This is a genomic window from Pseudomonas sp. RC10-4-2 (assembly GCF_050433085.1).
Classification (GTDB): domain Bacteria; phylum Pseudomonadota; class Gammaproteobacteria; order Pseudomonadales; family Pseudomonadaceae; genus Pseudomonas; species Pseudomonas aeruginosa.
Genome location: NZ_JBNPXX010000002.1, coordinates 1,038,144 through 1,058,792, shown reverse-complemented (window position 1 = coordinate 1,058,792; position 20,649 = coordinate 1,038,144). Strand labels below are relative to the sequence as shown.

The 20,649-nt window shown below is 65.4% G+C and carries 21 protein-coding genes and 3 tRNA genes; 4 read left to right on the top strand and 20 right to left on the bottom strand.

Annotation, left to right across the window (positions count from 1 at the left end):
- The first annotated feature begins 40 nt into the window (after positions 1–40).
- A complete protein-coding gene (locus FHW81_RS12835; RefSeq protein ID WP_003104756.1) occupies positions 41–502 on the top strand; it encodes a DUF1456 family protein in 462 nt (153 codons plus the stop codon).
- Positions 495–887, top strand: coding sequence for a hypothetical protein (locus FHW81_RS12830; RefSeq protein ID WP_070698501.1), 393 nt, complete (start codon positions 495–497; stop codon positions 885–887). The genes FHW81_RS12835 and FHW81_RS12830 overlap by 8 nt, the downstream gene beginning before the upstream one ends.
- A gap of 49 nt (positions 888–936) precedes the next feature.
- On the opposite strand, the gene mgtE is transcribed toward FHW81_RS12830, so the two are convergent.
- Positions 937–2,385, bottom strand: coding sequence for a magnesium transporter (gene mgtE, locus FHW81_RS12825; protein ID WP_003085996.1), 1,449 nt, complete (start codon positions 2,383–2,385; stop codon positions 937–939).
- 326 nt (positions 2,386–2,711) lie between these two features.
- On the opposite strand from mgtE, the gene FHW81_RS12820 reads away from it, so the two are divergent.
- Positions 2,712–3,227 (top strand): DUF4124 domain-containing protein, encoded by a 516-nt coding sequence (locus FHW81_RS12820; protein ID WP_003163163.1) that lies wholly within the window; start codon positions 2,712–2,714, stop codon positions 3,225–3,227.
- 45 nt (positions 3,228–3,272) lie between these two features.
- Here FHW81_RS12820 and FHW81_RS12815 read toward each other — a convergent pair whose 3' ends face one another.
- The 5 genes from FHW81_RS12815 to FHW81_RS12795 all read right to left on the bottom strand — a co-directional run bounded on the left by FHW81_RS12815 (position 3,273) and on the right by FHW81_RS12795 (position 5,710).
- Positions 3,273–3,725 (bottom strand): hypothetical protein, encoded by a 453-nt coding sequence (locus FHW81_RS12815; RefSeq protein WP_003159666.1) that lies wholly within the window; start codon positions 3,723–3,725, stop codon positions 3,273–3,275.
- Between the two features lie 52 nt (positions 3,726–3,777).
- Positions 3,778–4,281, bottom strand: a complete 504-nt coding sequence (locus tag FHW81_RS12810; RefSeq protein WP_016263812.1) for a phage neck terminator protein — start codon at positions 4,279–4,281, stop codon at positions 3,778–3,780.
- 91 nt (positions 4,282–4,372) lie between these two features.
- Positions 4,373–4,648 (bottom strand): phage holin family protein, encoded by a 276-nt coding sequence (locus FHW81_RS12805; RefSeq protein ID WP_003085989.1) that lies wholly within the window; start codon positions 4,646–4,648, stop codon positions 4,373–4,375.
- The gene (locus FHW81_RS12800; RefSeq protein WP_003085986.1) at positions 4,641–5,015 is read right to left on the bottom strand and encodes a phage holin family protein; all 375 of its coding nucleotides are present in this window, start codon (positions 5,013–5,015) and stop codon (positions 4,641–4,643) included. Before FHW81_RS12800 ends, FHW81_RS12805 begins: the two co-directional genes overlap by 8 nt.
- A 164-nt stretch (positions 5,016–5,179) precedes the next feature.
- Entirely contained in the window at positions 5,180–5,710 is a 531-nt protein-coding gene (locus FHW81_RS12795; RefSeq protein WP_003085984.1) for a hypothetical protein, read from the bottom strand.
- Positions 5,711–5,880: 170 nt separating this feature from the next.
- Between FHW81_RS12795 and alpR the strand changes: the two genes are divergently transcribed.
- Positions 5,881–6,594 (top strand): transcriptional regulator AlpR, encoded by a 714-nt coding sequence (gene alpR / locus FHW81_RS12790; protein WP_003085982.1) that lies wholly within the window; start codon positions 5,881–5,883, stop codon positions 6,592–6,594.
- A gap of 97 nt (positions 6,595–6,691) precedes the next feature.
- Here alpR and FHW81_RS12785 read toward each other — a convergent pair.
- The 14 genes from FHW81_RS12785 to aruC all read right to left on the bottom strand — a co-directional run bounded on the left by FHW81_RS12785 (position 6,692) and on the right by aruC (position 20,514).
- Positions 6,692–6,768: transfer RNA gene (locus FHW81_RS12785), tRNA-Arg, on the bottom strand.
- 111 nt (positions 6,769–6,879) lie between these two features.
- Positions 6,880–6,956: transfer RNA gene (locus tag FHW81_RS12780), tRNA-Arg, on the bottom strand.
- A 117-nt stretch (positions 6,957–7,073) separates the two neighbouring features.
- Positions 7,074–7,164, bottom strand: a tRNA-Ser gene (locus FHW81_RS12775).
- 61 nt (positions 7,165–7,225) lie between these two features.
- On the bottom strand, positions 7,226–7,411 hold the full coding sequence (csrA, locus tag FHW81_RS12770) for a carbon storage regulator CsrA (protein ID WP_003085981.1): 186 nt from the start codon (positions 7,409–7,411) through the stop codon (positions 7,226–7,228).
- Positions 7,412–7,595: 184 nt separating this feature from the next.
- Positions 7,596–8,834, bottom strand: a complete 1,239-nt coding sequence (locus tag FHW81_RS12765) for an aspartate kinase (RefSeq protein ID WP_003085971.1) — start codon at positions 8,832–8,834, stop codon at positions 7,596–7,598.
- 147 nt (positions 8,835–8,981) lie between these two features.
- Complete coding sequence (gene alaS, locus FHW81_RS12760) at positions 8,982–11,606, bottom strand: alanine--tRNA ligase (protein ID WP_003112602.1); 2,625 nt, start codon at positions 11,604–11,606, stop codon at positions 8,982–8,984.
- Positions 11,607–11,727: 121 nt separating this feature from the next.
- On the bottom strand, positions 11,728–12,732 hold the full coding sequence (gene ltaE / locus FHW81_RS12755; protein ID WP_003120729.1) for a low-specificity L-threonine aldolase: 1,005 nt from the start codon (positions 12,730–12,732) through the stop codon (positions 11,728–11,730).
- Between the two features lie 144 nt (positions 12,733–12,876).
- Positions 12,877–13,875 (bottom strand): succinylglutamate desuccinylase, encoded by a 999-nt coding sequence (gene astE / locus FHW81_RS12750; protein WP_003112605.1) that lies wholly within the window; start codon positions 13,873–13,875, stop codon positions 12,877–12,879.
- 13 nt (positions 13,876–13,888) lie between these two features.
- Entirely contained in the window at positions 13,889–14,179 is a 291-nt protein-coding gene (locus FHW81_RS12745; RefSeq protein ID WP_003085959.1) for a hypothetical protein, read from the bottom strand.
- 13 nt (positions 14,180–14,192) lie between these two features.
- On the bottom strand, positions 14,193–15,539 hold the full coding sequence (astB, locus tag FHW81_RS12740; RefSeq protein ID WP_003085956.1) for an N-succinylarginine dihydrolase: 1,347 nt from the start codon (positions 15,537–15,539) through the stop codon (positions 14,193–14,195).
- Positions 15,536–17,002, bottom strand: a complete 1,467-nt coding sequence (astD, locus tag FHW81_RS12735) for a succinylglutamate-semialdehyde dehydrogenase (RefSeq protein WP_003123236.1) — start codon at positions 17,000–17,002, stop codon at positions 15,536–15,538. Before astD ends, astB begins: the two co-directional genes overlap by 4 nt.
- A gap of 42 nt (positions 17,003–17,044) precedes the next feature.
- The gene (gene astA / locus FHW81_RS12730) at positions 17,045–18,067 is read right to left on the bottom strand and encodes an arginine N-succinyltransferase (RefSeq protein ID WP_003112607.1); all 1,023 of its coding nucleotides are present in this window, start codon (positions 18,065–18,067) and stop codon (positions 17,045–17,047) included.
- Positions 18,068–18,078: 11 nt separating this feature from the next.
- Positions 18,079–19,095: an arginine/ornithine succinyltransferase subunit alpha gene (gene aruF, locus FHW81_RS12725; RefSeq protein WP_003085950.1), complete on the bottom strand. Its 1,017-nt coding sequence runs from the start codon at positions 19,093–19,095 to the stop codon at positions 18,079–18,081.
- A 198-nt stretch (positions 19,096–19,293) separates the two neighbouring features.
- A complete protein-coding gene (gene aruC / locus FHW81_RS12720) occupies positions 19,294–20,514 on the bottom strand; it encodes a bifunctional succinylornithine transaminase/acetylornithine aminotransferase (RefSeq protein WP_003112608.1) in 1,221 nt (406 codons plus the stop codon).
- Positions 20,515–20,649 lie beyond the last annotated feature (135 nt).

The window sequence follows — 20,649 nt, the reverse complement described above, 5'->3', positions numbered from 1 at the left end:
CCGCGGGGCTTTTTCATCGCCAACCGTTCCGGAGAGCACGATGCTCAACAACGACGTACTACGCAGCCTGCGCTACCTGCTGGATCTTCCCGACGCACATCTGGCCGAACTGGCCGCCCCGTTCGGCGAGCAAGTCGAAGCGGACCTGCTCGAGGCTTACCTGAAGAAGGAAGACGAAGACGGCTTCCAGGCCTGCCCCGACCGCTACCTGGCGCGCTGCCTGGACGGACTGATCATCCAGCGCCGCGGTCGCGACGAGTCGCGTCCGCTACCGCCGCTGGAGCTGCCGTTGAGCAACAACATGATCCTGAAGAAGCTGCGGGTCGCCTTCGAACTCAAGGAGGAAGACCTCCATGCCATCCTCGACAGCGTCGACTTCCCGGTCTCCAAACCCGAGCTGAGCGCCCTGTTTCGCAAGCCCGGCCACAGCAACTACCGGACCTGCGGCGACCAGTTGCTGCGCAACTTCCTCAAGGGCCTGACCCTGCGCGTCCGTGGCTGAACGCGCGGAGCCACTGCTGGCGGTTCTGCTCCAGGCGCCGCCCTGCGTCGACCCCTGGTTCCTGAAGTGCCGCCAGGATCGCGCCGGCCTGACCATCCTCGTCCGCGACCTCGCCAACCAGCGCACCTGGCGCGTCGAGTTCGTCGAAGTCGAAGGCCTGCGCCAGCTCGACGCTGCCGACCTGCTGGAATTCTGGCCAGCCTGTGCGGCATCCGAGGGTTGGCTGTACCGGGTCGAGCAAGGCGGCTGGCTGGACCAGGAATGCCGTCGCGAGGGCTTCGTCGCCCGCGAGACCAAGGCCGTCGACGAGTATTTCGTCAATGGCGGCGATCGCTGCCTGAGCGTGCTGTCCTGGTCGCCACCGAAGGTTTCCCCGCTGATCTGACCGCCATGAAAAAAGCCGCCCGTGGGCGGCTTCTCGCGTGGCGCTCCGGCTACATCAGGAAGATCGTCGCCAGGCCGAGGAAGATGAAGAAACCGCCGCTGTCGGTCATCGCAGTGATCATCACGCTGGAGCCCATCGCCGGATCGCGTCCGAAACGATGCAGGGTCATCGGGATCAGCACTCCCATCATCGCCGCCAGCAGCAGGTTCAGGGTCATCGCGGCGGTCATCACCACGCCCAGTTCCCAGTTGCCGTAAAGATAGAAGGCCACCACGCCGATCACTCCGCCCCACGCCAGGCCGTTGACCAGCGCGACGCCAAGCTCCTTGCGCAGCAGGCGGTTGCGACTGTTGCTGGTCGGCTGTACCTGGTCGAGCGCGATGGCGCGGACGATCATGGTGATGGTCTGGTTGCCGGAATTGCCACCGATGCCGGCAACGATCGGCATCAGCGCGGCCAGCGCCACCAGTTTCTCGATGGAGCCTTCGAACAGACCGATCACCCGCGAGGCGACGAAGGCGGTGATCAGGTTGGTGGCCAGCCAGGCCCAGCGGTTGCGCACCGACTTCCAGACCGAGGCGAAGATGTCTTCTTCTTCACGCAGACCGGCCATGTTGAGGACTTCGCTTTCGCTTTCCTCACGGATCAGGTCGACCATCTCGTCGATGGTCAGACGACCGATCAGCTTGCCGCCCTTGTCCACCACCGGCGCGGAAATCAGGTCGTAACGCTCGAATGCCTGGGCGGCGTCGTAGCCGTCCTCGTCCGGGTGGAAGGTCACCGGGTCGGTGGCCATGACTTCCAGCACTTGCTTGTCCGGATCGTTGACCAGCAGGCGCTTGATCGGCAGCACGCCCTTGAGCACGCCGTCGTAGTCGACCACGAACAGTTTGTCGGTATGCCCGGGCAGTTCCTTCAGGCGGCGCAGGTAGCGCAGCACCACTTCCAGGCTGACGTCCTCGCGGATGGTGACCATCTCGAAGTCCATCAGCGCGCCGACCTGGTCCTCCTCGTAGGACAGCGCCGAACGCACTCGCTCGCGCTGCTGCGCGTCGAGGCTTTCCATCAGTTCATGGACCACGTCGCGCGGCAGTTCCGGCGCCAGGTCGGCGAGTTCGTCGGCGTCCAGGTCCTTGGTCGCGGCGATGATCTCGTGGTCGTCCATGTCCGCGATCAGGGTTTCCCGGACCGCGTCGGAGACTTCGAGAAGGATGTCGCCGTCGTCCTCGGACTTGACCAGTTGCCAGACCGTCAGGCGGTCGTCCAGCGGCAGCGATTCGAGGATGTGGGCGATGTCGGCGGGGTGCAGTTCCTCCAGCTTGCGCTGGAGTTCTACGAGATTCTGCCGGTGGACGAGGTTTTCCACCCGGTCATGGTGCTGGCCTTCCTGACGATGGGTCAGGTCTTCCACCACCTTGTGGCGATGCAGCAGCTCGACCACCTGCGCTAGGCGGTCCTGCAGGCTTTCCTGCGGCTTCTTGGCTTCTACTTCGGTCATAGCGCGCTCCACCCCCAGTAGCGGAGCACGCCAAAGGGGTCAATCAGAAACGTGATTGGTCAAACGGGAAACTGTTCGAGTTTCTACTGGGTAAGTCCATGGGGGTGTTCCAAGGGCCCTCTCGGGGCAGATACGGATAATGATAACACTCCGCTTGCGTTTTGCGCGTTACAAAATGGCGGCAAGAACAAGCGCTTGCGGCACAAAGTTCATCGTCACTCGACGCCTGACTGCGACGCCGGAAATTTCACTCAGGACACTCGGCCCCGCGGAAAAAGGCAACGCGTTAGCCTGCACTCACCCTTATCCGACCCGGAGTGCCGCCCATGCGTTCCCTGTCCCTCCTTCTCCTCCTCTCGCTGGCGTCCATCTGCGAGGCCGCTGCGGTATTCCGCTGCGAAGACGCCAGCGGCCATGTCAGCTTCACCCAACTCGGTTGCCCCGCCGGGCAGGCCGGCGAGACCGTCGTGGCGGACAACCCGCCGCCGGGAGGCAGGAGCGTCACGCCGAGGGCCGAGACGAAGACGAAAAAGGCGTCCATCGGCCGGAAAAGCGTGCCGCTCGCGGTGATCGGAGAAAGAGAAGATCGCTGCGGCAGACGCCTGGACGAGAAGGAACGCCGCAAGGCGATCGTGGAGCAGCGGATCATGGCGGGAATGACCCGCTCCGATGTGGAGCGGGCGCTGGGCAAGCCGGACCGGGTCAGCGGGAACAATGCGGAGGTGCGTTATCAGTACAAGGCCGACAAGCGACGGGGAGCGAGAAGCGTGAGCTTCGATCAGGAGGGATGTGTGAAGGGAAAGGGAAGGTACCGGGTGGAGCGAGTCGATCCCGGGAGCTAAGGCCGGGCCGTCCTCATACCGATGAAAGCAGGACCGGCATCGCCCTTAGCGTGCCGGGCAGGGTGTCGCCCTGCCTGCATGGAAAAGACGGACGACAGTCTTCAGCAACCTACCGCCTGCCCGCCGCGCACGCCTCTGGCTGGCAGTTATGGTCAGGCTCAATCCTCTTTCTGCGGTTCGCCGGGCAACAACGCGCGTGATGAACAGACCGCGATACAGGTGGAATCCCGTTTGCACGTCCACCGTTTCGGAAGCGCCTTGCAGTGAAGTCAAGGCAGCGATGCCCTTGCGCACACGGCACTCGTTCAACGCGCGGCTGCCTCCCTCCATCGGCAGCAAGGAGGGCAACGGCTCGCCAGCGGGCGCATGGTCGACAATGCTGCCGACGATGGTGATGAGCTGGTCGCCGCGCGCGCTGACGGCAGCCTGCGCGAGGTTTTCGGAAATCACCGCATCCAGGCGAACGATGCCGACGCGACGACTGATCAACATGACCATGGATCTCTCCTCTATGTATGGATGGCATCGCTACGATGCATCGCAACGACCTCTAGGAAGCCGTTCCACCCGTCCCCCCGGAGGCCTGCCCGGGAGCGGTGCGCTCGAGGTCGACGAGCAGCACGTGTTCGTGAGCGAGAACAAGGTCGAAACGAGCCTGCCCCAGCGCCTGGCCATCCTGCACGACGGACAGGTTTTCGATGGGTGTCAGGCGCAGCAGGCTGGCCTTCAGCACGCGCAGGCGCTCGCCGGCATTGCCTGACTGCAGCAGGCAGCGGGCATCCTGCAGGTACTGGTGCGCCTCGGGACCATGCCAGGTCAGGCGAAAGATGCTCTCGCAACTGGCCAGCAGGGACTCCTGCTCGCCACTGGCGGAAAACTCCCGCCGCACCTTGCCAAGCAGGCTCGAGGACACCAGGCGCAAGGTCATGAAGGGGATGGCCGGCGGGGCCAGCAGTTGATCGGCATCGATGACGCTGCCGGCGGGCAGGCCGAACAACTGCCGCAACGTTTCGCGCAGGGCGGCGTGATCCAGGCGCACGGTTGCACTGGACATGTCGAACTCCTTTTTCAGGATGGATGGATGACGGACAGGCACCGACGCGGCGGATACAACCGCCGGCCAGGCCGGAGCGAAGTACGTTCGTTCAATGCAGGCGCAGGACCCGCGCCAGGTTGCCGCGCGCCTGCAACAGCAGGACCAGCAGCACCAGCAGTACCCCGAGCATCCACGGCGAGAGGTGCTCGGCACGATACAACCCGGCCACTATTCCCAGCGCCTGGCAGCCGGTGCACAACGCCAGCAGGTAGGCGCACAGGGAAACGCCGGGGCGGAAACGCGCGCCGGCGCGGCGATAGGTGATCAGGCGCATGCAGATCGCCGAGCAGACCAGCACGGTCAGGGTGGACAGCGGATCAACCATCGGACTTGCCTCCCCGGCGGCGCAACAGCCCGCGCATCCAGTTGGGCAGTTCGCCGCCACGCATCCACTCGAGCATGCCGATGCCGCCGGTCACGCAGAGGGTCGCGGCGACGAAGGCGGCCATGCCGCTGGTCTGGGTCAACCCGCGGCCGAGCGCCTCGATTCCGGCGTAATAGCCGCCGACCCAGGACACCAGCAGGTAGCCGAGGCGGGTCAGGGCGTTGTAGTCACGGGCGAACACGACAAAGAAGATGGCGCCGCCGAAGCCTCCCAGCAAGGCGTTGCCATCGATACCCGGCAGGTACATGGCCAGGCCGACGCCAGCCATTGCGCTGGCAGCGGAGGCCGCAGAGCTTGGCTCGGACATGGATGACTCCCGGAAATGCAAAGGCCCGCCGAAAAGGCGGGCCCGGAACGGCCGAAGCCCGCATCGGCGGGCTTCGGCCAGAGGAATTTCAATCGTGGAGAATTTATACCTTTATCGTCCCATAGCGTCAATATGGGAAAACCCGTTTTCATACAGAAATTTTTTTAGCGCTCGCCCACGATCCCCACCTCCGCCATCGGCTCCTCCAGCCGCTGCAAGGCCTGGCGCAGCAAAGCGACGACCCGCTCGCGCCATTCCTTGTCCCAGCGATGCAGGGTGCTCTTCGACAGCCCGCTGAGTCGCTCGATCTCGCGGATGCTCGACGGCGGACGACGGAACATGCGCATCAGCAAGGCCAGGGTTGCCCGCTGCTCGATCGGGTCGGCCCCGGGCTTCAGCCAGTCGCGCAAAGCCGCCAGGCCAAGGACGAAATCCCGCCCGCGGGCGAACTCGGCCCGCACCACCGCCAGCTCCAGTGGGTGCGCAGCCAACTGGCGCTGGGCGAAACGCACGGTCATCACCGCCTGGGCCTGCCATTCGTGCGGACTCAAACCGCTGGGCAGGTGTTCGATGAAGCTGCGATCGAAGCGCTCGCGCAGGCCATCGATCACCATCGCCGTCGACGACTTCGGTCCCGGCTGGTGCTCGAACATCCAGTAGGCCACGGCCAGCGCCTGCTCGGTACTTTGAAACATGGTATTCCCTCCTTGGCCGGCCCACCTGGCTGGCCGCTCGCATTAGCCACCCGCAGTGGCTGTGTTGGGCCGCCGTCCTACCCGAGGTGAGTAGGAAAGCGCTGAAATTATGGTAATACCCATATACGGAGGCTTGCAATGCCACAGGCACACCCTTAGTCTTGCCCCCTATGGAACTCAAAGATCGCATCAAGGCGGCGCGCAAGCACGCCCATCTCAGCCAGGTCCAGCTTGCCCAGGCGGTAGGCATGACCCAGACCTCCATTTCCGATCTGGAGCGCGGCAAGTCCCGCGCCACCAGCTTCGTCGCGCAGATCGCCGGCGCCTGCGGCGTCAACCCCCTGTGGCTGGCGGAAGGTCGCGGCGAGATGCTCGCCGAGCGCGGCCAGGCGAACGCAGGACCCAATGCCAGTTGGCTTGGCGCAGTAGAGTCATGGGACGACGAAACGCCCCTGGATGCCGACGAGATCGAACTGCCCTTCTACAAGGAGATCGAGCTGTCCGGCGGCAAGGGCAGCACGGTGATCCTGCAGACCGGCGGGCGCAAGCTGCGCTTCGGCAAGTACACCCTGCGCAAGAAGAACATCGATCCGGCCAGTGCCGCCTGCGTCACGGTCAGCGGCAACAGCATGGAGCCGGTGCTGCCGGACGGCAGCACGGTAGGCGTGGACACTAGCGCGCGGACGATCAAGGACGGCGACATGTACGCCTTCGACCACGACGGCCAACTGCGCGTGAAACTGCTCTACCGCCTTCCGGGCGGCGGCCTGCGCATTCGCAGCTTCAACAGCGACGAGCACCCGGACGAGCGCTACGAGCCCCAGGAAGCCGCCGAGCACATCAACGTGATCGGCCGGGTGTTCTGGTACTCGGTGCTGGTCTGACCCCTTCCCGCCCCGCCTGACGACGGGGCCGCATTCCGGCGGAAGAAAAATCCCGGGCAAAGAAAAAGGGCCTGCATTGCTGCAGGCCCTTTCGGTATGGCGCACTCAGGAGGATTCGAACCTCCGACCGCTCGGTTCGTAGCCGAGTACTCTATCCAGCTGAGCTATGAGTGCGTGTCGGTGCTTTTTCCGGCCACCTGCCGGTAACGCTTGTTTTACCGTGAAAGACCGCAACTGTCGATCCTTCGTCCGTCGAGCCCCTGACGAGAGGAACCCTTCGAAATATGGCGCACTCAGGAGGATTCGAACCTCCGACCGCTCGGTTCGTAGCCGAGTACTCTATCCAGCTGAGCTATGAGTGCGTCGTGGGGGCGCATTATAGATTGTGGATTTTATCCGTCAAGCGATTTTTTCAATCAAATCAGTAACTTAGTTACCAAGATGGCTTTCGCCGCCTGAATCAATCTCTAACACTTGAATGGCGGAGAGGGGGGGATTCGAACCCCCGACACCCTTTTGAGGTGTACTCCCTTAGCAGGGGAGCGCCTTCGGCCACTCGGCCACCTCTCCGCAACACGGGGCGCATGATACCCATCTTTACCCCGTTTGCAAAGGGAAAATTAGATAAAAATTAATGGTTTGGCTCTTGATCTTTCTCTTTCTGGATGCGCTGGTAAATTTCCTCCCGGTGTACGGCGACTTCCTTCGGCGCGTTGACGCCGATGCGCACCTGGTTCCCTTTGACACCCAGTACCGTCACGGTGACGTCGTCACCTACCATCAGGGTCTCTCCGACCCGACGAGTCAGAATCAGCATTCCTTTCTCCTCACGCGAATATTTCAGGACAACAGTCTGCAAAAAAGAAATGGCGGCGGATCCGCAGAAATCAAGAGCGCGATCCTTCACCCAGTATTGACCAGTCCCGCCGGAATGAAAGTTCCTGCCAAACGGTCAAAAACGACAAAAGGCGCGGGGTTGCCGCGCCTTTCGCCTGCCAGCGTCACTCACCCTGTCGCGCCGGCGCGTCGAGCTCGAACGCCGTGTGCAGAGCACGTACCGCCAGTTCCAGGTACTTCTCTTCGATCACCACGGAAACCTTGATTTCCGAGGTGGAGATCATCTGGATGTTGATGCTTTCCTTGGCCAGCGCTTCGAACATGCGGCTGGCCACGCCGGCGTGCGAACGCATGCCGACGCCGACGATGGAAACCTTGGCGATGTTGGTGTCGCCGATGGCTTCGCGCGCGCCGATGTTGGCGGCGGTCTGCTTGAGGATTTCCAGGGCGTTCAGGTAATCGTTGCGATGCACCGTGAAGGTGAAGTCGGTGGTGTTATCGTGCGCCACGTTCTGCACGATCATGTCGACTTCCACATTGGCGGCACTGATCGGCCCGAGGATCTTGAAGGCCACGCCGGGGGTATCGGGTACGCCACGGATGGTCAGCTTGGCTTCGTCGCGGTTGAAGGCGATGCCGGAGATGATCGGCTGTTCCATGGATTCCTCTTCATCATCGATAGTAATGAGGGTGCCCGGACCCTCCTGGAAGCTGTGCAGCACGCGCAGCGGAACGTTGTACTTGCCGGCGAACTCGACCGCCCGGATCTGCAGCACCTTGGAACCGAGGCTGGCCATTTCCAGCATTTCCTCGAAGGTGATCTTGTCCAGCCGACGGGCCTGCGGCACTACGCGCGGATCGGTGGTGTAGACGCCGTCGACGTCGGTGTAGATCTGGCATTCGTCGGCCTTCAACGCCGCCGCCAGGGCCACCCCGGTGGTATCGGAACCGCCGCGGCCCAGCGTGGTGATGTTGCCGTTGCCGTCGACGCCCTGGAAACCGGCGACCACCACTACCCTGCCGGCCTTGAGGTCGGCGCGGATGTGGGTGTCGTCGATGTGCAGGATGCGCGCCTTGGTGTGCGCGCTGTCGGTGAGGATACGCACCTGGTTGCCGGTATAGGAGACCGCCGGCACGCCGCGCTTGATCAGGGCCATGCTGAGCAGGGCGATGGTCACCTGCTCTCCGGTCGAGACCATGACGTCCAGTTCGCGCGGAACCGGCTGCTCCATGATCTGGTTGGCCAGGCCGATTAGACGGTTGGTCTCCCCGCTCATGGCGGATACCACCACGACGACGTCATCGCCCGCTTCGCGGAATTTCTTCACCTTCTCGGCCACCTGCTCGATACGCTCGACGGTGCCGACGGAGGTCCCTCCAAACTTCTGTACGATCAAAGCCATTTCAAACCGCCTGATTCCGTGAAGGGCGCCCTTTTGAACCTGCCACATTCTTTCGCTACCCGGACTGGCGGGGCGCACCGCCGGCCGGGCATCAAGGGGCGCTGGCCGCCCGGCCCCGCGTCGCTCTGGCGCGGGGCCGGCATGGCATCAGAGCCCTTGCTCGACGAAGCGCTGGGCCAGGGCCAGGGCCTCGTCCAATTTCGCTGCATCGGTGCCGCCGCCCTGGGCCATATCCGGGCGTCCGCCACCTTTGCCACCAACTGCCGCCGCGGCTTGCTTCATAAGCTCGCCGGCCTTCAGTTGGCCGGTCAGGTCCTGGGTCACGCCTGCGACCAGTACGACCTTCCCGTCCAGCTCGCCGCCGAGCAGGATCACTGCGCGGCCGAGCTTGTTCTTCAACTGGTCGACCAGCGCCAGCAGCGCCTTGCCGTCCAGACCATCGAGGCGCGCGGCGAGTACCTTCGCGCCCTTGATTTCCACCGCCGCCGCCGAAAGGTCGTCGCCGGCCGCGCTGGCAGCCTTGGCCTTGAGCTGTTCCAGCTCCTTCTCCAGCGAGCGGTTGCGCTCCAGCAGGGCGCCGAGCTTGTCCAGCAGGTTGTCGCGGCTGCCCTTGACCAGGCTGGCGGCTTCCTTGAGCTGCTCCTCGGCACCGTTCAGGTAGGCCAGCGCCGCCGCGCCGGTGACCGCCTCGATACGGCGTACGCCGGCAGCCACGCCACCCTCGCTGGTGATCTTGAACAGGCCGATGTCGCCGGTGCGGGATACGTGGGTGCCACCGCACAGCTCGACGGAGAAATCGCCGCCCATGCTCAGTACGCGCACCTGGTCGCCGTACTTCTCGCCGAACAGCGCCATGGCGCCCTTGGCCTTGGCGGTGTCGATATCGGTTTCCTCGGTCTCGACCTCGGTGTTGCGACGGATTTCGGCGTTGACGATATCCTCCAGGGCCTTCAGTTGTTCCGCCTTGATCGCCTCGAAGTGGCTGAAGTCGAAACGCAGGCGCTGGCTGTCCACCAGCGAGCCCTTCTGTTGTACGTGGTCGCCCAGTACCTGGCGCAGCGCGGCATGCAGCAGGTGGGTCGCGGAGTGGTTGAGCGCGGTGGCCTGGCGTACCGAGGCGTCGACCTCGGCCTTGACCGCGCCGCCGACGCTCAGGTTGCCCCGGGCGACCACGCCATGGTGCAGGTGCGCGCCGCCAGCCTTGGTGGTATCGCGCACGTCGAAGCGCACGCCAGCCGCCTCGAGGTAGCCACTGTCGCCGACCTGGCCGCCGGACTCGGCGTAGAACGGCGTCTGGTCGAGGACCACGACGCCCTCCTCGCCCTCCTCCAGGCGCTCGACGGCCTGGCCGTCCCTGAACAGCGCGACGATCTGCCCGGCGCCGGAGACGCCCTGATAGCCGAGGAAGCGGGTCTCGCCGTCGACCTTGACCAGGCTGTTGTAGTCCATGCCGAAGGCGCTGGAAGCGCGGGCGCGCTCGCGCTGGGCCTCCATCTCGCGCTCGAAGCCGTCCTCGTCGATGGTCAGCTCGCGCTCGCGGGCGATGTCATTGGTCAGGTCGACCGGGAAGCCATAGGTGTCGTACAGCTTGAACACCACGTTGCCGGGAATCACGCTGCCCTGCAGTTCGGCGAGGTCCTGTTCGAGGATCTTCAGGCCTTGCTCCAGGGTCTTGGCGAACTGTTCTTCCTCGGTCTTCAGCACGCGCTCGATGTGTGCCTGCTGTTGCTTCAGCTCGGGGAAGGCATCGCCCATCTCGGCGACCAGCGCTGCGACGATCTTGTGGAAGAAGGTGCCCCTGGCGCCCAGCTTGTTGCCGTGGCGGCAGGCGCGGCGGATGATCCGCCGCAAGACGTAGCCGCGACCCTCGTTGGACGGCAGTACGCCGTCGGCGATCAGGAAGCTGCAGGAACGGATGTGATCGGCTACCACCTTCAGCGACGGCGCGTCGTCGTTGGCGCAGCCGATGGCCTCGGCGGAGGCTTTCAGCAGGTTCTGGAACAGGTCGATCTCATAGTTCGAGTGCACGTGCTGGAGTACCGCGCTGACGCGCTCCAGGCCCATGCCGGTGTCCACGCTCGGCGCCGGCAGCGGGTGCATGACGCCGTCCGCGGTGCGGTTGAACTGCATGAACACGTTGTTCCAGATCTCGATGTAGCGGTCGCCGTCCTCTTCCGGCGAACCGGGCGGGCCGCCCCAGATCTCCGGCCCATGGTCGAAGAAGATCTCGGTGCAGGGACCGCAGGGTCCGGTATCGCCCATCGCCCAGAAGTTGTCGGACGCATAGGGCGCGCCCTTGTTGTCGCCGATCCGCACCATACGCTCGGCGGGCACGCCGACTTCCTTGGTCCAGATGTCGTAGGCCTCGTCGTCGGTGGCGTAGACGGTGACCCAGAGCTTTTCCTTGGGCAGGTTCAGCCATTTCTCGCCGGTGAGGAACTCCCAGGCGTAATGGATGGCGTCGCGCTTGAAATAGTCGCCGAAGCTGAAGTTACCCAGCATTTCGAAGAAGGTGTGGTGCCGCGCGGTGTAGCCGACGTTTTCCAGGTCGTTGTGCTTGCCGCCGGCGCGCACGCATTTCTGGCTGGTGGTCGCACGGGTGTAGGCGCGCTTTTCCAGGCCGAGGAAGCAGTCCTTGAACTGGTTCATGCCCGCGTTGGTGAACAGCAGGGTCGGATCGTTCGCCGGGATCAGCGAACTGGAAGCGACACGGGTGTGTCCCTTCTCTTCGAAGAAGCGGAGGAAGGCTTCACGGATTTCAGCGCTTTTCATAGGTTCTTCCACGGAAAATTGGCGGCCACGAATCGCCGGCAAAGGGCCGCATTATATCGGCCCTTGGGCAAGGTTGTAGTGTATTTGCGCGATAGTTATTGCCTATTGCCGACCTTTTCGCTTATGAGCGACGAAAGGCCGCGAAGGCATCCAGTACTTGTCCTATGGACTCGGCGGAAACGTCCAGGTGGGTGACCAGGCGCAAACGCGCCGCCGCGCTGATCCGCACCTCGCGCTCGGCGAGGAAGTCGCGCAGCGCGACCGCCCGCTCGCCGACATCGACGTAGACCATGTTGGTCTGCACCGGCTCCACCGCATAGCCCAGTTCGCGCAGCCCGTCGCCCAGGCGCGCGGCGTTGGCGTGGTCGTCGGCCAGGCGTGCCACCTGGTGATCGAGGGCGTACAGGCCGGCAGCCGCCAGCAGACCGGCCTGGCGCATCCCGCCGCCGACCATCTTGCGCCAGCGACGGGCCTTGCCGATCAGTTCGACGCTGCCGCAAAGCACCGAGCCCACCGGCGCACCGAGGCCCTTGGACAGGCACACCGACACCGAGTCGAAGTGCCGGGTGATTTCGCTGGCGTCTACGCCCAGCTTCACCGCCGCGTTGTACAGGCGCGCGCCATCCAGGTGCAGGGCCAGGCCACGCGCGCGAGTGAAAGCGCGCGCCGCGGCCAGGTAGTCGAGCGGCAGCACCTTGCCCTGCATGGTGTTTTCCAGGGCCAGCAGGCGGGTCCTGGCGAAATGGAAGTCGTCGGCCTTGATCGCCGCCGCGACCTTGTCCAGGTGGAGCGATCCGTCGGCCTCGCCGTCGATCGGCTGCGGCTGGATCGAGCCCAGCACCGCGGCACCGCCGCCCTCGTATTTGTAGGTATGCGCCTGCTGGCCGACGATGTATTCGTCGCCGCGCTCGCAGTGGGCCATCAATCCGAGCAGGTTGCTCATGGTCCCGGTCGGTACGAAGAGCGCCGCGGCGAAGCCCAGGCGCGCCGCCAGTTCGGCCTCCAGGCGGTTGACCGTGGGGTCCTCGCCATAGACGTCGTCGCCCAGTTCGGCCGCGGCCATGGCTTCGCGCATGCCGGCGGTGGGCTGGGTGACGGTGTCGCTGCGCAGGTCGATGACAGGCACGGAGGGCTCCTCGGTTCGGCGGAAAAGCCCGATCCTACGGCGCTCTACCGACAGCCACAAGGGAAGTCGGGAAATCTTCCCGGCCGCAACGGAAACGGAGCGCCGAAGCGCTCCGTCATGATCGAGAGGGAAGGCCGATACGCCTCAGAGCTTGGCCGGCACCACCAGGATTCCGGCACGCAGGCCGTTCTTCACCCGTGGATTGGGGAAGATGATGCGCGCGCCGACCTCGTCCACCACCCAGCGCGTGCCGCCGATATCCTCGGCCAGCAGGTAGCCCGGCGAGAGTTCGGTGAAGTTGGCCACGTCGTCGTCGAGGTGCAGGCGGAAGTGGTCGCTGTGCTTGATCACCTCGCGCGACACACTGAACAGCTTGAGGCCGTCGAGCCGGGAGCCGTCCGGCTGTTCCTCGCTGCCGTCGATCAGCAGCTCCAGGCTCCGCTCCAGGCGCTCCAGGTTGACCTCCTGGTTCTCTCCGAACGGACGTGCCTTGCCCAGTTCCAGGGTAAAGGCCTCGGCGCCGAGCTGGCCGTAGGTGTAGGCGCTGAAGGTGATGCCCGGCTTGTTCTGCAACAGCACCGCCTCGATGCCGGCGTCGCGCAGGCGGGCCAGTTCGCTGCGGGAATGCTGGCGGCCCTCGGCCCAGGGGTAGAGGGCGAACTGCTCGATCTTCGAGCCGCGGATCGCGGTATGCAGGTCGTAGTGCAGGTGGACTCGCTCGGTCTTGCTGAAGAACACCTGGGCCAGGCGCTCCAGCTCGGCGGCACGGAAGGCCTCGTTGCCACTGCCCTCCTCGTGGCGACCGTTGAACAGGCGGTTCATGTCCTGTTCGACGTAGCGCTCGCCGCGGCGGATGGCTTCGGGGTTGCCGAACAGGAAGAGGACCCTGGCGGCAGGCTTGAGGGTGCCAGCGGCGACCTTGCGGATCAGCCGTTCGAGCAGTTCGATGGGCGCGGTCTCGTTGCCGTGGATACCGGCCGAGAGCAACAGGTCGACGCCGTTATCGCGGGCGCCGATCGGCGTGACTTCCAGCGCGCCCTCGGCCAGCCAGTGCAGGCGGGTGCCGTCGGCGGTGAGCTGGATCTTCTCGGTCGGCTCGCGGCCGGCCAGGGTCAAGTCGAGCAGTTTGCCGAGGGCGAGCATGGGATGTCCTCAGTCAGTGGGTGTGGTCGCAGCCGCAGTCGGGGCCGTGCTCGTGGTCGTCGCCCTCTTCGATCGGCTCCATCTCCAGTTGCAGGCTGACCAGGTTGGTCGCCATCGGCCGCAGCAGCAGGTTGGTGTATTCGGTATCGCCGTCTTCGACGTCGACGCCGATCAGCAACTGGCCGTTGCCGGCTTGCTGGACCCACACTTCCTTGCCCTGCCAGACCACGGCGAAACGGGTGCAGGAAGTTTCCAGCTGGGTGCCGTCGGTATCTTCGAGGATCAGTTGCAGGCTATCGGACATGGTGGCGAGGCTCTCAATCGAGTTGGAAGGAATAAACCGAGCCCAGTTTAAGGATCTGCGTCAGTTCATCCAATGCCGTCCGGCACTCCAGCAGCAGTTGGGGGTCGGCCAGGTCGGTCTCGCTCAGGCGGTCGCGGTAGTGCCGGTCGACCCAGGCTACCAGCGTGTCGTACAGGCCGGCGCTCATGATCACCCCCGGATTCACCGCCGCCAGCTCCCGTTCCTGCAGCGCCACGCGCAAGCGCAGGCAAGCCGGACCGCCGCCGTTCTGCATGCTCTGCTTGAGGTCGAAGACCTTCACTTCGCGGATCGGACCGTCGTCGCCGGTGAGCTGGTCCAGGTAGTTCCAGACCCGCGGGTTGTTCCGACACTCCTCCGGTACCACCAGCAGCATCGAACCGTCGGCCTTCGACAGCAGTTGGCTGTTGAACAGGTAGGACTTCACCGCGTCCTCCACCGCGACCTGGTCGCGCGGCACGCAGATGGCGCGGAAGCGGCCGCCGCGGCGGCCCAGCTTGTCGTGCAGTTCGGCAAGGACCTTCTCGGTATCGAGGAAGGCGTCCTCGTGATGGAACAGCACCTCGCCATTGCCCACCGAGATCACATCGTTGTGGAACACGCCCTGGTCGATCACCGCCGGGTTCTGTTGAGCGTAGACCACTCCGGCCTCGCTCAGCCCGTGCAGGCGCGCGACGGCCTGGCAGGCTTCCAGGGTCTGGCGCGCCGGATAGCGTTGCGGCGCCGGGAAGCGACTGTCGAAGGCGCTGCGACCGAAGACGAAGAACTCCACGCCGGCATCGCCATAGTCCTTGCAGAAGCGCGTGTGGTTGGCCGCGCCTTCGTCGCCGAACTGGCTCACTGCCGGCAGCGCCGCGTGATGGGCGAAATGCCGCTCGTCGTTGAACATCGCCGCCAGCACGCGGCTGGTGGTGGGATGCTCGATGGATCGGTGGAACTTGCAGTTCAGGTTGGCCGCGGTGAAATGCACGCGGCCATCGGCGGTGTCGGCACTCGGGCTGACCGTGGCGGCATTGGCGGTCCACATGCTCGAAGCCGAGCTGCAGGCGGCGAGGAGAGGCATCGCTTCCTTCGCCGCGCGGCGGATCACCTCCTCGTCGCTGCCGGAGAAGCCCAGGCTACGCAGCGCAGCGGTATCCGGGCGGGCTTGCGGAGCGAGTACCCCCTGCTTGAAACCCATCTCCATCAGCGCCTTCATCTTCGCCAGGCCCTGCTTCGCCGCTTCCTTCGGGTTGGACACCGCCTGGCTGTTGCTTTGCGAAGCGACATTGCCGTAGGACAGGCCGCCGTAGTTGTGGGTCGGGCCGACCAGGCCGTCGAAATTCACTTCATGGGCATTCATAGGCTGATCCCGGGAGTCAGGGTGGCAGGAAGGGACACGCTGGGGCTTTCCAGCGAGGCGACCGGATAGGCGCAGTAATCGGCGGCGTAGTAGGCGCTCGGCCGGTGGTTGCCGGACGCGCCGATACCGCCGAACGGCGCGCTGCTGGCGGCGCCGGTGAGCTGCTTGTTCCAGTTGACGATGCCGGCGCGGCTTTCCACGAGGAACTGCTCGAAACGCTCGCGGGAATCCGACAGCAACCCGGCGGCCAGGCCGTACTGGGTGGCGTTGGCTTCACGGATCGCCGCAGCGAAATCGGAGTAGCGGATCACTTGCAACAGCGGCCCGAAGAACTCTTCGTCCGGTCGCTCGGCCACCGCGCTGACGTCGAGGATGCCCGGGGTCAGCAGGGCGGCGCCGTCGATCGGCTGGGTCATCGCCAGCAGCGGCTGTGCGCCCTTGCCGATCAAATGCTCCTGGGCCTTGAGCAGGTGCTCGGCGGCGCTCAGCGAAATCACCGCGCCCATGAACGGCGCCGGCTGTTCGTCGAAGCGACCGACCCGCAGGGTAGCGCTGACCGCCACCAGGCGCGCCAGCAGTGCGTCGCCCCAGGCGCCCTGCGGCACCAGCAGGCGGCGGGCGCAGGTGCAACGCTGGCCGGCGGAGATGAAGGCGGACTGGATGATGGTGTAGACGGCGGCGTCGAGGTCGGCGACCTCCTCCACCACCAGCGGGTTGTTGCCGCCCATCTCCAGCGCCAGGATTTTCTGCGGCTGGCCGCCAAACTGGCTGTGCAGCAGGTTGCCGGTGCGACTGGACCCGGTGAAGAACAGACCGTCGAGCCCACGGTGGGCGGCCAGCGCGACGCCGGTTTCGCGACCGCCCTGGACCAGGTTGAGCACGCCGGCCGGCAGGCCGGCCTGGATCCAGGCCTTGAGCGTCAGCTCGGCGACCTTCGGGGTCAGCTCGCTGGGCTTGAACACCACGCAGTTACCGGCCAGCAGCGCCGGGACGATATGCCCGTTGGGCAGGTGGCCGGGGAAATTGTAGGGACCGAATACCGCCACCACGCCATGCGGCTTGTGCCGTAGCACGGCGGTAGCGTCGGCCAGCGGACCGGATTTCTCGCCGGTGCGCTCGCGGAACGCCTGCACCGAGATCGCCACCTTGTTGACCATGCTGGTCACTTCGGTGGCCGACTCCCACAGCGGCTTGCCGGTTTCCTCGCCGATCACTCGGGCCAGCTCGTCGGCGCGGGACTTGAGGGTCGCAGCGAAGCGCTCGAGCAACTCGATGCGCTGCTCCAGCGGGCGCCGCGCCCAGGCCGGGAAGGCCTCGCGGGCGGCGCGCACGGCGGCGTCGACCTGGGTGGCGTCAGCGCCGCGCCCGGACCAGACCACGCCCTGGCCAACCGGGTCGAGGGACTCCAGGGTCTCGCCCTGGCCCGCCAGCCACTGGCCAGCAATGTAATGGGTACTCATCATCGACTCCTCGGGCGCCCTCGCCGGGACGCCTCCATCAGGCTTTCAACCGCGCTTCTGCGCCGACAGCGGCACCGCGCGTACCGAGGCGCCGGCCGACAGGCGCAGGCGCTTGGCAGTCAGCGGATCGACCACCAGGGTGCCGGCGGCGGCCCGCGCCGGCGCGGCGGTGATGCGACAGTCTTCGCGCTTGCGGTTGTGGATCAGGTAGGGCTCGGCGTCGTCACCGGGAGTGCCCACCGCCAGCACCAGGTTCTGGCTCTCGGCGATGGCGCGGATCTTGTCGGTCTCGGCCTCGATCGCCGGGCCGGCGTCGAAGATGTCGACGTAGCCCTGGTAGCTGAAGCCCTCGGCCTTGAGCATGGCCAGCGCCGGCTCGGTGTTCGGATGGACGCGGCCGATCACCCCGCGCGCCTCCTCGGAGAGGAAGCAGGTGTAGAGCGGGAACTTCGGCATCAGCTCGGCGATGAAGGCCTTGTTGCCGACCCCGGTGAGGTAGTCGGCCTGGGAGAATTCCATCTTGAAGAAGTGCCGGCCGAGGCTTTCCCAGAATGGCGAACGCCCCTCCTCGTCGGACATGCCGCGCATCTCGGCGATCAGCTTGTCGCCGAACAGGTGGCGGAATTCGGCGATGAACAGGAAGCGCGCGCGCGACAGCAGCTTGCCGTTGAGGCCGCTGCGGTGGTCGGCGTGGAGGAACAGCGAGCACAGCTCGGAATTGCCGGTCAGGTCGTTGGCCAGGAACAGCGTGGGGATCTCGCGATGGATGTTGAGTTCCTGCGAGGCGCTCACGGTGAGGCCGACCCGGTAGTTGTACCAGGGTTCGCGAAGCCCCACCGCTCCGGCGATGGCGGAGATGCCGACGACCTTGCCGGCGTCGTCCTCGAGGACGAACAGGTAGTCGGCGTCGCCGCGTTCGGCCTCGCCGCGGAAGGCCTTCTCGGCCCAGCTGACGCGATGCTGCAGGCGCTGCTCGTTGGCCGGCAGGGTGGTCAGGCCGGTGCCGGTGCTGCGCGCCAGCTCGATCAGGGCCGGCAGGTCGGCGCTGGTAACAGGACGTACGATCATGACTGGCTCCTTCAGACCGCTACCAGGCGCACGCTGGCGCCTTCGCCGACGCCCAGGGCCTCGGCGGCTTCAACACTCAGGGCCACCGGCTTGCCGGGCGCCCAGTCCAGGTCCAGCACGACCGCGCGGAAGTCCTGCAACTGGCCGTTGGTGACCAGGTATGGACGCCCGCTCTTCGGCGCCTCGCCGATCTTCACCGGAACCACCCGGCTCTGGGCGATCGAGCGAATCCCCGAGGTACGCGCGTGCAGGGTCGGGCCGCCATCGAAGATGTCGATGTAGTTGTCGGTCTCGAAGCCTTCGCGCATCAGGATATCGAAGGTGATCTGCGCTCGCGGGTGGACCTGGCCCATGGACTCCTGGGCGGCATCCGGCAACAGTGGCACATAGATCGGATAGTGCGGCATCAGTTCGGCGAGGAAGGTGCGGCTCTTCAGCCCGGAGAGCTTTTCCGCCTCGATGTAGTTCAGGTCGAAGAAGTTGCGCCCGACCGCGTTCCAGAACGGCGATTCGCCCTGCTCGTCGCTGTAGCCGACGATCTCCACCACCACCGCGTCGGCGAAGCGCTCCGGATGGCTGGCCATGAACAGCAGGCGACCGCGCGAGTTGAGTTCGGCGTAGACGCTCTGCACCAGGTCGCGCTGTACGTAGAAACTGGTCAGCAGGCTGTTGCCGGTAAGGTCGTGGCACAGCGAGAGGACATGGATCTTGTTGTGGATCGACAGCGAGCGCGAGGCGTGCACGAAGGTTTCGTTGCGGAAGCTGTAGAACGGTTCCGAGAACCCGGCCGAGGCGACGATCGCCGAGCAGCCGACCAGCTCGCCGCTGGCGCTGTCCTCGAGGACGAAGAAATAGCTTTCCTCGCCGTTGTAGCTCACCTCCGCGGCGAACGAGGCCTCGGAAGCGAGGATCTTGTCGCGCAGGCGTTCGGCGTCATCCGGCAAGGACGTGACGCCTACCGGGCTGTCCGCCGCCAGACGCTGCACCTGTGGCAGGTCGGCCGCTTGGGCGGGGCGCATCACCAACATGGCGTCACTCCTTTCTCAGACAACGATGATTGCCGCATCCATGCGCGGGACCGCGGCACCTTCCTGTGCCACGGTTTCGAACGTCCAGCAGGGAAGATCCCGCGCCACGCACGGCGGCACGGTTCCCGGCTCCGGCGCGGGCCGCTCCGGGATGTCGCATCGGGTGCCCCGGCCTGCGCCGGGGCCCCGTGGGTTCGCTCAGCCGCGGACCAGCTTGGCCACGGCGCGCTCGAAGCGCTCCAGGCCTTCGTCGATCTCGGCGTCGTCGATCACCAGGCTCGGCGCGAAGCGCACCACGTCCGGGCTGGCCTGGAGCACCATGACCGCCTCTTTCTCGGCGGCGTTGAGCACATCCCTGGCCTTGCCCTTCCACTCGTCGGTCAGCGCCGCACCGATCAGCAGGCCCATGCCGCGGATCTCGTCGAAGATGCCGTACTCCTGGCCGATCTTCTGCAGGCGGGACTTGAAGCGCTCATGCTTGGCCTTCACGCCATCCAGCACTTCCGGGGTATTGATCACGTCCAGCGCCGCCTCGGCCACCGCCGACGCCAGCGGGTTGCCGCCGTAGGTGGTGCCGTGGGTGCCGACCGACAGGTGCTTGGCGATCTCGCCGGTGGTGAGCATCGCACCGATAGGGAAGCCGCCGCCCAGGCTCTTGGCGCTGGAGAGGATGTCCGGGACCACGCCGTAGTGCATGTAGGCGAACAGCTCGCCGACCCGGCCCATGCCGCTCTGGACCTCGTCGAAGACCAGCAGCGCGTTGTGCTCGTCGCACAGCTTGCGCGCCCCTTCCAGGTAGGCCTGCTGCGCCGGCAGCACGCCGCCCTCGCCCTGGATCGGTTCCAGCACCACGGCGCAGGTCTTGTCGGAGATCGCCGCCTTCAGCGCTTCCAGGTCGTTGTAGGGAACGTGGGTGATACCCTCGAACTTGGGCCCGAAGCCATCGGAATACTTCGGCTGGCCGCCGACGTTGACGGTGAACAGGGTGCGCCCGTGGAAGCTGTTGCTGGCGGCGATGATCTCGTACTTCTGCGGGCCGTAGACATCGTTGGCGTAGCGGCGAGCCAGCTTGAAGGCCGCCTCGTTGGCTTCGGCGCCGGAATTGGCGAGGAACACCCGCTCGGCGAAGGTGGCGTCCACCAGCTTGCGCGCCAGGCGCAGGGCCGGCTCGTTAGTGAAGACGTTGGAAACGTGCCAGATGCGCTGGGCCTGCTCGGTGAGCGCCTTGACCAGCGCCGGATGCGCGTGGCCCAGGGAGGTCACGGCGATGCCGCCGGCGAAATCGATCAGTTCGCGGCCGCTCTGGTCCCAGACGCGCGATCCCTCGCCTCGCACCGGAATGAAGGCGGCGGGGGCGTAGTTGGGGACCATATACCGGTCGAAATCGGCACGTTCTACCTGCGCATGGGGAGCGGACATCGGTGTTTCTCCTGCCTGAAGGCGGCTATCGATGAAAGGATTGTAGGGATTGGGACCGGGCCGGCATTGCCGCCATGCGACAACTTGTTATAGCGCCAACCCGGGAATTTCCGCGGCTTTCGGAAATGCGACAGA

Coding starts and splice junctions, on each gene's coding strand:
- FHW81_RS12835 (WP_003104756.1), top strand. CDS start 41: ATGCTCAACAACGACGTACTACGCAGCCTGCGCTACCTGCTGGATCTT.
- mgtE (WP_003085996.1), bottom strand. CDS start 2,385: ATGACCGAAGTAGAAGCCAAGAAGCCGCAGGAAAGCCTGCAGGACCGC.
- FHW81_RS12820 (WP_003163163.1), top strand. CDS start 2,712: ATGCGTTCCCTGTCCCTCCTTCTCCTCCTCTCGCTGGCGTCCATCTGC.
- FHW81_RS12815 (WP_003159666.1), bottom strand. CDS start 3,725: ATGGTCATGTTGATCAGTCGTCGCGTCGGCATCGTTCGCCTGGATGCG.
- FHW81_RS12810 (WP_016263812.1), bottom strand. CDS start 4,281: ATGTCCAGTGCAACCGTGCGCCTGGATCACGCCGCCCTGCGCGAAACG.
- FHW81_RS12805 (WP_003085989.1), bottom strand. CDS start 4,648: ATGGTTGATCCGCTGTCCACCCTGACCGTGCTGGTCTGCTCGGCGATC.
- FHW81_RS12800 (WP_003085986.1), bottom strand. CDS start 5,015: ATGTCCGAGCCAAGCTCTGCGGCCTCCGCTGCCAGCGCAATGGCTGGC.
- FHW81_RS12795 (WP_003085984.1), bottom strand. CDS start 5,710: ATGTTTCAAAGTACCGAGCAGGCGCTGGCCGTGGCCTACTGGATGTTC.
- alpR (WP_003085982.1), top strand. CDS start 5,881: ATGGAACTCAAAGATCGCATCAAGGCGGCGCGCAAGCACGCCCATCTC.
- csrA (WP_003085981.1), bottom strand. CDS start 7,411: ATGCTGATTCTGACTCGTCGGGTCGGAGAGACCCTGATGGTAGGTGAC.
- FHW81_RS12765 (WP_003085971.1), bottom strand. CDS start 8,834: ATGGCTTTGATCGTACAGAAGTTTGGAGGGACCTCCGTCGGCACCGTC.
- alaS (WP_003112602.1), bottom strand. CDS start 11,606: ATGAAAAGCGCTGAAATCCGTGAAGCCTTCCTCCGCTTCTTCGAAGAG.
- astE (WP_003112605.1), bottom strand. CDS start 13,875: ATGCTCGCCCTCGGCAAACTGCTCGACTTGACCCTGGCCGGCCGCGAG.
- FHW81_RS12745 (WP_003085959.1), bottom strand. CDS start 14,179: ATGTCCGATAGCCTGCAACTGATCCTCGAAGATACCGACGGCACCCAG.
- astB (WP_003085956.1), bottom strand. CDS start 15,539: ATGAATGCCCATGAAGTGAATTTCGACGGCCTGGTCGGCCCGACCCAC.
- astD (WP_003123236.1), bottom strand. CDS start 17,002: ATGATGAGTACCCATTACATTGCTGGCCAGTGGCTGGCGGGCCAGGGC.
- astA (WP_003112607.1), bottom strand. CDS start 18,067: ATGATCGTACGTCCTGTTACCAGCGCCGACCTGCCGGCCCTGATCGAG.
- aruF (WP_003085950.1), bottom strand. CDS start 19,095: ATGTTGGTGATGCGCCCCGCCCAAGCGGCCGACCTGCCACAGGTGCAG.
- aruC (WP_003112608.1), bottom strand. CDS start 20,514: ATGTCCGCTCCCCATGCGCAGGTAGAACGTGCCGATTTCGACCGGTAT.